General features: G+C 56.9%; 3 protein-coding genes and 1 tRNA gene. 2 read left to right on the top strand and 2 right to left on the bottom strand.

The annotated features are described in order from the left end of the window. Positions 1–647: 647 nt before the first annotated feature. Complete coding sequence (locus GHK62_RS18880) at positions 648–1,961, bottom strand: polysaccharide pyruvyl transferase family protein (protein WP_167528298.1); 1,314 nt, start codon at positions 1,959–1,961, stop codon at positions 648–650. A 326-nt stretch (positions 1,962–2,287) separates the two neighbouring features. On the opposite strand from GHK62_RS18880, the gene GHK62_RS18885 reads away from it, so the two are divergent. Both GHK62_RS18885 and GHK62_RS18890 read left to right on the top strand, forming a co-directional pair. Next, a complete protein-coding gene (locus GHK62_RS18885; RefSeq protein ID WP_153440667.1) occupies positions 2,288–4,093 on the top strand; it encodes an ABC transporter ATP-binding protein in 1,806 nt (601 codons plus the stop codon). Positions 4,094–4,311: 218 nt separating this feature from the next. Beyond that, positions 4,312–5,052 carry a sulfotransferase family 2 domain-containing protein gene (locus GHK62_RS18890; protein ID WP_153440668.1) on the top strand — a complete coding sequence of 247 codons (741 nt, stop codon included), beginning with the start codon at positions 4,312–4,314 and terminating at the stop codon, positions 5,050–5,052. A gap of 133 nt (positions 5,053–5,185) precedes the next feature. Here the strand turns inward: GHK62_RS18890 and GHK62_RS18895 are convergent. Next, a tRNA-Glu gene (locus tag GHK62_RS18895) sits at positions 5,186–5,261 on the bottom strand. Positions 5,262–5,483 lie beyond the last annotated feature (222 nt).

A 5,483-nucleotide genomic window follows, 5' to 3' on the forward strand; every position in this document is an offset into this window, starting at 1 on the left:
AGAGTTACAGCGTCCTTTGTGCGTCCTAAAGGACGCACGGCGCTGTAAGAGGCTTTGCCTCCAATCAAGACCGCGAGTCTAAATTGCAAACGATAAACGCCGCTGTTAATCTGCAAGCATAAGTGCAACCACCGGGGGACGGAAGTTTGCATATCGACGATGACCGGCTGCGGGTTGCGACCCTCGAGTTACTGGTGAAAATCCTAGTAACCAGTAAGGTCAGGGACAACTCTTTTGCAGAACTGAAGCACGAAGTTCTCAATGCTCTTGAGCGTATATCGCCGCAATGCGCCTCCAATGAAGTTGAGGCGGCCGAGATCAGAGCAAGGATGCATGCCGAAGCGGATGCAATTCTGAGATGGGCAGTGGGTGGGCGGACGAACACGATTTCACCGATTGAGGGTAGGCCATTGTCTGGCGCCCACTATCGCCAATGGCGATAGTGGGCGAAAAGCGATGGCACCGGCCTTGACGACGCAGCGTCTGCTGAGGTCGGGCGTCATCATCGAAAATCTTGCCTTGACCAGACCTCACGGCGTCCGGCGACTCCCAGGCGTCGCCGCTCTCATATGGGAGAGTTGTCAGTGAGAGAGGGACGACAGGCGAGAGAATTCATCGGACCCTTCGACTTCCGAGCATGGCGCGGCTCAACAATAGGCGCCTTTCAGGAAACGAAGATATTTATCCGCCATATCTGTTTCGCGATGGTACTGGGACACGCCATCCCTCAGTGTAACGGCTGCCGCCGCGAGATCTGTGTGCGGATGCACAAGTTTTATCAGAGATGAGTATTGCTCTAGCCATTGGTTTTTGTGCGTTTTGACGTCGAAGAGGAGAGAAGGGACGCCACAGAGGAGACTGAATATCGCCATGTGGTAGCGGCCACCAATATGCAGGCGGCATTTTGAAATCGTCCCGGCGGCATGTTCTATGCCGGCTGTCTCAGCAAAAACGCCGCCCCGAGCAATGATCTCGGCCTCATGAGCGTTGAAGCGCTCAACCGCATGCGTAAGAACAACAGGCCGAAGCCTCAACGCTTCGCAAGCTCTCAGTGCAGCCTTGAGGATTCCAACATCTTCCTCGGCATTGTTTCTGGCCCCGGTGGTTATCAGGCAACCATCGCGTTCGGCCGAGGGCCCTGGCGATATCCGAAGGAATGCAGCATCCGCCAGAAATTCGATTCCGTAAAATTCCGCTGAGATTTCGTCGCGGGCGGCGACATGCCCGAGTTCGTGGAAGAGCGTTCTGAGATAGCCGGATCGTTCATCGTCGTAGATCGGTATCGTTCCGTTCAATACCGCGAATGGTTTCCCCAGCTTTCTCGCGGTAAGGACAGGAGTGAAGAACGTCGCAAGTCCTTCTGCCGTTGTCCTGTGGTCCAACGATCCCTCTGGCTGAAGAATTACGAAATCGGCGGCCGTTATATGATCTATGGCGTCTTTGCCATACGCAGCTGAAAGTCGGTTTCCGATGTCCGGGAGCTCAAACGGTTCAGTGGATGTGTTCCTCTCGAATTCCTGTCTGAAGGCTGCGAAGTTGAAACTGATGGGCGTTATCTCGGCCTCCGGGAACGCATGCAGAATCTGTCGCTTCAGACCCTGGCTCGTCAGCCGGCATCCGATATTCACTCTGAAGTCTGTATCGTTGAACAGGGCAACCTTGATTTTCGAGCGGGACCCTTTCTGGTGTCGGAAAGAGCTTCCGAGCTCTTCGACAAAGGTCTCGTAATGTCGCCAAAAGCCGGACGGATCGCCTCGAGAAATATGCTCTCGGCAAATAGTGCGAGCGTCCGAGTACCTTTTGTCTGCAACCAGAAATCCAACGGCCCGCCTGGCTTTGGAAACGTCGGCGCCGCGTGCCGTTGCTGCCAGCAACAGGTGCCGTGCAGCCTTGTCAGGATCCGATTTCCTCAGGTCCTTCGCCAGCCGCCAATGTATGGCGGACTTTATCCCCTCGAACAATTTTCTTGCTTTCAAAGAGTTGAGGATGATTGCTGTCTTATAGAGTGCATAAAATATGGTCCGACATCAAGAAATTGCGGAAAGGATCCTTCAAATCCTTCCCTCTCGGCAGAATCGACGCGACGAAAGCATGGGAAGACACAAATTATTGGCAAAGCGAAAGCCTCTTCGACCTTTCCCGCGCCGAGAGATTGCGGGAGTGGCGCCAGTGCAAGCTGCGCGGTTGGGCTCTGCCAAGACTCGCCAAAATGGTATCAAGGCACTATAGAGACGCGGAGCGCGGCGCCAGTGCACAGAACGCAATGGATGGTGGCAGGGACGGCTTTTTGAACGTCAAGGATCGAAAACAGCGCGAGATCGATTCCGAAACGACCACCGGGATCCTGAAGCGCGTCATTGCCGAAAACGGCCGCGACCATATCCGCGGCTACGCTTTTGCGGTCGCCTGCCTGATAGTCGTGGCTGCAACGACGGGCTTCATCGCCTGGATCAGCGAAACGGTGATCAACGAAGCTTTCGCCAACAGGCGGGGCGACACCGTTATTCTTATCTGCTTCTCGATTTTTGCTGCCTTCGTGCTGCGAGGCTTGGCGACTTACGGACAAGCCGTCGCTCTATCAAAAATCGGCAACAGCATTGTCGCACGCTACAAGCGCCGTCTCTATGTGCACCTGATGGCGCTGAGCGTCGGCTACTTCCAGGAGAAGCGCTCGGCACAGCTCACCGCCAAGATCAACCAAAACGTCGCCGGCATCCGCGACGTGCTCAACATGACGGTCACGTCGATCGCTCGCGATCTCCTGACGTTGATCGGTCTCGTCGCCGTCATGGTCAGCAAGGACTGGCTGCTGTCGCTTATCATCGTTCTTGTGGCCCCGCCGTTGCTCTTCGGTCTTCGCTACATTTCCAGGCGGCTGCGTCTGGCGACGCGCGAAGCGGTCGAGGCCAACAGCCGCGTGCTAGGCGCGTTGCAGGAAACCATTCAAGGTATTTCCATCGTCAAAGCCTTTACGATGGAGGACGAGTTGCGCCGCAAGGTCGACGGGATCATCGGGCGCGCGGAAGGACGCGCCAACCGCATCGCGCGCTTGAGCGAGCGGACAGCGCCATTGACCGAGACCTTCGCAGGACTGGCGATCTCGAGTGTGCTTGCTTATGCCGCGCTCCGCACAATCTACGGCGGCGTGGCCCCGGGTGCCTTGTTTGCCTTTGTGACCGCTCTTCTCATGGCCTACGATCCGGCCCGGCGCCTGGCTCGCCTGCAGCTGTCCCTGGAGCGCGCCGCCGTCAACGCGCGCATGCTTTATGAAATTCTGGACACGGTGCCGCATCAGCGAGACCTGCCCGGCGCCAACGAACTGACCTTCAGCAAGGCGACCGTCGAGTTTCGCGACGTGCGGTTCTCCTATGGCAATGGCGAGGAAATCCTGAAGGGGGTCAGCTTCCATGCGGAAGGTGGCAAGACGACCGCGCTTGTCGGCCCGTCCGGCGCCGGCAAGTCGACGATCATCAGCCTCATTCCGCGCTTCTACGATCCGCAGTCGGGCGCGATCCTGATCGACGGGCAAGACATAGCAACCGTCACCAAGCAGTCGCTACGCAGCGGACTCGCCTATGTCTCGCAACAAGCTTACCTTTTTGAAGGTTCTATCCGCGACAACATCCGCTACGGCCGACCGGAAGCAACGGACGCAGAAGTCGAAGAAGCGGCGCGACTTGCCTATGCGCATGATTTCATTCTCGCGCAGCCACAGGGCTACGATACGCCGGTCGGTGAACAAGGCATGACTCTTTCCGGTGGCCAGCGCCAGCGCCTGTCGATCGCCCGTGCGCTCCTTCGCGACGCGCCCATTCTGCTTCTGGACGAGGCAACCTCGGCCCTTGATACCGAGTCGGAAGCAACGGTCCAGAAGGCACTCGATGAGGCGATGAGCGGCCGCACTGTCATCGTCATCGCCCACCGGCTTTCCACCGTCGTTAATGCTGACAAGATCGTCGTGATGAAGGAGGGCATGGTCGTTGAGGAGGGGACGCACGAGGAACTTTCGCACCGTCCGGGCGGTCTCTACGCTCGCCTCCACAATCTGCAAGGTAGCGCTTTGGAATTGTCCGTGAGGGCCGATGTCACCTAGCTCGAACGCTTAAACCAAAAGGTGGTGTGGGCATGGGGGAGAAAAGTTTCCATTGGCGCTCAAGCAGAAATCTAGGGTGGGGCGGCCGCCCCGCGGCTTACGGAACCGAGACAATGCACAGGATGCGGATACGGAGCATTGGTGTCAGCTTGCTGCCGTCGCCGCTTTTCATAACCACCAGCGGGTTCAACGTTCCGGGCTAAGGAGTTGGCCAGGTAATGATCATATCCCATCGCCATAAGTTCATTTTCATCCACGTACCAAAAACCGCCGGCAGCACGATCTCTGCGTATCTCGCTCGTGAATTCGGGCCTTGGGACCTGCAACTGGGGTCCTGGAAGGATGCGCTCGGCAATGGAGCGAGTCCCAATCGGCTGGCGATGATCGCAATCTTCCGCCATCTCTCTCCATTCAGGATCGCGCAAACGCTCGTCCGCAATGGCAAAGTCGATTCATTGGCGGGTGCTGCTCTCAGCCAGCGCTTTGCAGGCAAGCTCGCGGATCATTCGGGCGCGAGTGAAATCGAGGCCTTCGATCCTTCTGCCTGGAAACAGTATTTTAAGTTCTGCTTCGTGCGCAATCCGTTCGAGCGCGCCGTTTCTCTTTACAATTGGCACTACAGGAAATCGGAAACCCGACCCAGCTTCTCGCAAATGCTCCGCTTGATCGAAGAAGGCGCCGCCGAGAGGGAGCGTATCAACTGGAAGTCCTGGCAGCTTTACACCAAGAACGACGAGATCGTCGTGGATTTCGTAGGCCGGCAAGAGTGCCTGTCGGATGATCTACGCAGCGTATGCGACAGACTCGGCTTGCCGTTTGATGATCGCTTTCTGGTCAGAGCGAAGGCGAGCGCAACGAGGCCCGATATCCGCAGCTACTATAAACCGGGTGATCGTGAACGCATCGAACGGCTTTTCGGCCCGGAGATCGAGCATTTTAAATACCGCTTCCCCGATTAGCGTCTGCATCCTTGGAGAGGATGGGTGCGCGGCTACATTGCCTGTGCGGCGCTTCAGTTGCACCGGAAATGCCTGAGCTCGCGGCCAAAAGCCGATGCCGGCACATCTCTAAGTTTTTGATAAATAAAGACAGTGGCACGCCCAACGGGACTCGAACCCGTGTTTCCGCCGTGAAAGGGCGGCGTCCTAGACCGCTAGACGATGGGCGCCCAAGACGAGCTGGCTTATAGAGAAGCCTTTTCATTCCCGCAAGGGATCAGTTGTCGCCAAATCGATTTTTCTTGCGGAAAAGCTCTTGAAAGTTTCCTGTCTTCTTCGGGCAAGCATAAACGCGATGCGAAATCGCAACACCAAAGTATCCAGCAACTATATCGAAGAAGGAATGGCACGCCCAACGGGACTCGAACCCGTGTTTCCGCCGTGAAAGGGCG

Origin of the sequence: Sinorhizobium terangae (assembly GCF_009601505.1) — a bacterium.
Taxonomy (GTDB): domain Bacteria; phylum Pseudomonadota; class Alphaproteobacteria; order Rhizobiales; family Rhizobiaceae; genus Sinorhizobium; species Sinorhizobium terangae.

Coding starts and splice junctions, on each gene's coding strand:
- GHK62_RS18890 (WP_153440668.1), top strand. CDS start 4,312: ATGATCATATCCCATCGCCATAAGTTCATTTTCATCCACGTACCAAAA.